The sequence below is a fragment of the Rhodococcus sp. R1101 genome, from assembly GCF_000278445.1.
GTDB lineage: Bacteria > Actinomycetota > Actinomycetes > Mycobacteriales > Mycobacteriaceae > Rhodococcus > Rhodococcus gordoniae.
The window spans coordinates 1-3,555 of sequence record NZ_AJVB01000405.1 but is presented as its reverse complement, the minus strand read 5'-3'; the positions used below and the strand labels follow the sequence as shown (position 1 = coordinate 3,555).

The 3,555-nt window shown below is 66.8% G+C and carries 2 protein-coding genes and 1 pseudogene; all 3 read left to right on the top strand.

The window, feature by feature from the left end; genetic code table 11:
* Positions 1-178, top strand: a pseudogene (locus tag R1101_RS29740) (2-phospho-L-lactate guanylyltransferase); the annotation flags it as partial.
* Positions 175-2,370 (top strand): RNA degradosome polyphosphate kinase, encoded by a 2,196-nt coding sequence (locus R1101_RS0118725; RefSeq protein ID WP_026003456.1) that lies wholly within the window; start codon positions 175-177, stop codon positions 2,368-2,370. The pseudogene R1101_RS29740 and the gene R1101_RS0118725, both read left to right, overlap by 4 nt.
* Positions 2,371-2,383: 13 nt before the next feature.
* Positions 2,384-3,340: an NUDIX hydrolase gene (locus R1101_RS0118720; RefSeq protein WP_026003455.1), complete on the top strand. Its 957-nt coding sequence runs from the start codon at positions 2,384-2,386 to the stop codon at positions 3,338-3,340.
* Positions 3,341-3,555: the final 215 nt, after the last annotated feature.

Below are 3,555 nucleotides of genomic sequence, written 5' to 3'. Positions count from 1 at the left end.
GCCGGACGCACTTCCGGGCCTGCGACTCGATGTGGACACACCGGACGATCTTGCCGCCGCAGTGCAGCTCGGCGTCGGGCCGGCCACCGCGGCCGTGCTGGACGGCCTCGAATTCCCTCGTCGTCACCGATGCGACAGCGCTGCGAGGAGCCGTGGCTCTGCCACAATGAACAGGTGACCAACGGCGATTCCCCCGAACCCACGAGTTCCGAGAACGCGGCTCCGTCCGGCGTCGCACGATCTTCCGGTCGTGTGGCCACCGCCACCAGCGCGCCTCCGGCCGCGACCGGCCTGCAGTCGACGACCGATCACGACAACACGCTTCCCGTCGACCGCTATCTCAACCGGGAACAGAGCTGGCTCGATTTCAACGCCCGCGTGCTCGCGCTCGCGGAGGACACCTCGCAGCCGTTGCTCGAACGCGCAAAGTTCCTCGCGATCTTCGCGTCGAATCTCGACGAGTTCTACATGGTGCGGGTCGCCGGTCTCAAACGGCGCGCCGAGACGGGACTGTCGGTCCGGTCGGCCGACGGGCTGTCTCCCCGCGCTCAGCTCGCCCTCATCGCCTCGAGCACGCGAGAACTTGCCGGGCGCCAGGCACAGGTCTTCCTCGATTCGGTGCTGCCCGCTCTGGCAGCCGAAGGGATCTCGATCATCCGGTGGTCGGATCTGACGCCGACCGAACGCGACCGTCTGACACAGTATTTCGCCGAGCAGGTCTTCCCCGTGCTGACACCGCTCGCGGTCGATCCCGCCCACCCCTTCCCCTACATCAGCGGCCTGTCCCTCAACCTCGCTGTCACCGTCAAGGATTCGCAGTCCTCGGGGGAGCACTTCGCGCGCGTGAAGGTGCCCGACAACGTCGATCGCTTCGTGCGGGTCGATCGGGCGGGTTCGTCGCACGGGCTGCCGGCCTTCCTCCCCCTCGAGGAGCTGATCGCCGCCCACCTCGACGTCCTGTTCCCCGGCATGGAGATCGTCGAGCACCACGCCTTCCGCGTCACCCGCAACGCCGACTTCGAGGTCGAGGAGGACCGTGACGAGGATCTCCTCCAGGCCCTCGAACGCGAACTCGCCCGGCGCCGCTTCGGTTCTCCCGTGCGACTCGAGGTGTCGGACGACATGACCGAGCACATGCTCGAACTCCTGCTGCGTGAGCTCGACGTCGACCGGGTCGACGTCGTCCAGCTGCCGGGTCTGCTCGACCTGTCGTCGCTGTGGCAGGTGCACGCCGTCGACCGTCCGGATCTGAAGGATGCGCCCTTCGTGCCGGCGACCCATCCCGCGTTCGGTGAGCGCGAGACCCCGAAGAGCGTGTTCTCGACTCTCCGCGAAGGCGACATCCTCGTCCACCATCCGTACGACTCGTTCTCCACGAGCGTCCAGCGGTTCATCGAGCAGGCCGCGGCCGACAGCCAGGTGCTCGCGATCAAGCAGACGCTGTACCGGACGTCGGGCGACTCCCCCATCGTCAACGCCCTGATCGCCGCGGCCGAGGCCGGCAAACAGGTCGTCGCGCTGGTGGAGATCAAGGCCCGCTTCGACGAGCAGGCCAACATCAAGTGGGCCCGCAAGCTCGAACAGGCCGGTGTCCACGTCGTATACGGACTCGTCGGTCTCAAGACCCACTGCAAGACCTGTCTGGTCGTGCGACGCGAGGGGTCGACGATCCGCCGCTACTGCCATATCGGCACAGGCAACTACAACCCGAAGACCGCCCGCCTGTACGAAGACGTCGGCCTGCTCACGTCCTCCCCCGAGATCGGCGCCGACCTGACCGACCTGTTCAACACCCTCACCGGATACTCCCGAAAGGCCCAGTACCGCAATCTGCTCGTCGCACCGCACGGGGTCCGCAAGGGCATCGTCCAGCGCGTCGAGCGTGAGATCGAGCACCACAACGCCGGTCGTCCCAGCGGAATCCGGCTCAAGGCCAACGCGCTCGTCGACGAGCAGGTGATCGACGCGCTCTACCGCGCATCCCGCGCGGGGGTCCGGGTGGAGGTGGTCGTGCGCGGGATCTGTGCGCTCAAGCCCGGGGTGCCCGGTTTGAGCGAGAACATCACGGTGCGATCGATTCTGGGCCGTTTCCTCGAGCACTCGCGACTGTTCCATTTCCGCGGCAGCGACGAGTACTGGATCGGCAGCGCCGACATGATGCACCGGAATCTCGACCGTCGGGTCGAAGTGATGGTGCAGGTGAAGAACACCCGGCTCGCAACGCAGTTGGACGGCATTTTCGATTCTGCGTTGGATCCGGCGACACGCTGCTGGATTCTCGAGGGCGACGGCACCTGGACGGCGTCGCCCGAGCCGGGCACAGCTGCCCGCGACCACCAGGTCGAACTCATGCGTAGCCGCTCGTCCTGAGGTGGAGGAAACGTTGACCGAATCACGCGACAAGCCCGTGAAGGCCAACATCTTCGCGGCGGGTGCGGTTTTGTGGCGGGGCGCCGCCGAGAACGCTCCGTACGATGCGGAGGTCGCCCTCGTACACCGTCCCCGTTACGACGACTGGTCCTTCCCGAAGGGCAAACTCGACGTGGGCGAGACCGCCGTGGTCGCCGCAGTGCGGGAGATCGAAGAGGAGACCGGGTTCCGCGCCGCACTCGGACGCAGCCTAGGCAAAGTGGTCTACCCGGTTCCGGGGCACCGCAAACTCAAGAGGGTCGACTACTGGGCCGCACGCACCGTCGACGGGCAGTTCACGCCCAACGACGAGGTGGACGAATTGCGTTGGGTGACCCCCGGAGACGCTTTCGATCTACTGTCGTACCCGATGGACCGCAGTGTCCTGCGCCGATTCCGTCGCGTGCCACTCGACACCACCACCGCACTGATCGTCCGCCACGCCAAGGCCGGAAGTCGTAAGAAGTACAAGGGCGACGACCGCTACCGTCCCCTCGACGCGTCCGGACGGGCCCAGGCCGCCGCTCTCGTTCCGCAACTGACGGCGTTCGGCGGCGATCGGGTGGTATCGGCCGATCGCACACGGTGCACCGCGACGGTCGAACCGTTCGCCTCCCTGCACGGGCTCGAGGTCTCGCTCGAACCGTCCTTGTCCGAAGAGGAGTACCGCGCCGACCCGGACCGCGGCCGCAAGCGGGCGCTGGAGATCGCGTCCGGTCCCGGTACACCCGTGATCTGTAGTCAGGGCAAGGTGATCCCTCCACTGCTCGAGTGGTGGGCGGAGCGCGACGGTCTCGTGCTGCCTCCGGCACGGAATCGGAAGGCGAGCATGTGGGTGTTGTCTCTGCGCGGTGATCGCCTGGTCGCGGCAGACCACATCGACAGTCCTCTTCCCATCGGTCGCCCCACCGTGGACGACGAGAGTATCTGACCCGTAACGCGCGACGGCGGCCACCGGATGTCCGGTGGCCGCCGTCGCCGCACCTGTGCTGCCCGCACGTGTGCGGGCAGCATCGAGGGTGACTTCTACTTCTTGGTGCTCTTGCGAGCCGTGGTCTTCTTCGCCGGGGTCTTCTTCGCCGCGGTGGTCTTCTTCGCCGCGGTCGACTTGGTGGCGGTGGTCTTCTTCGCCGGGTCGACTTCGGT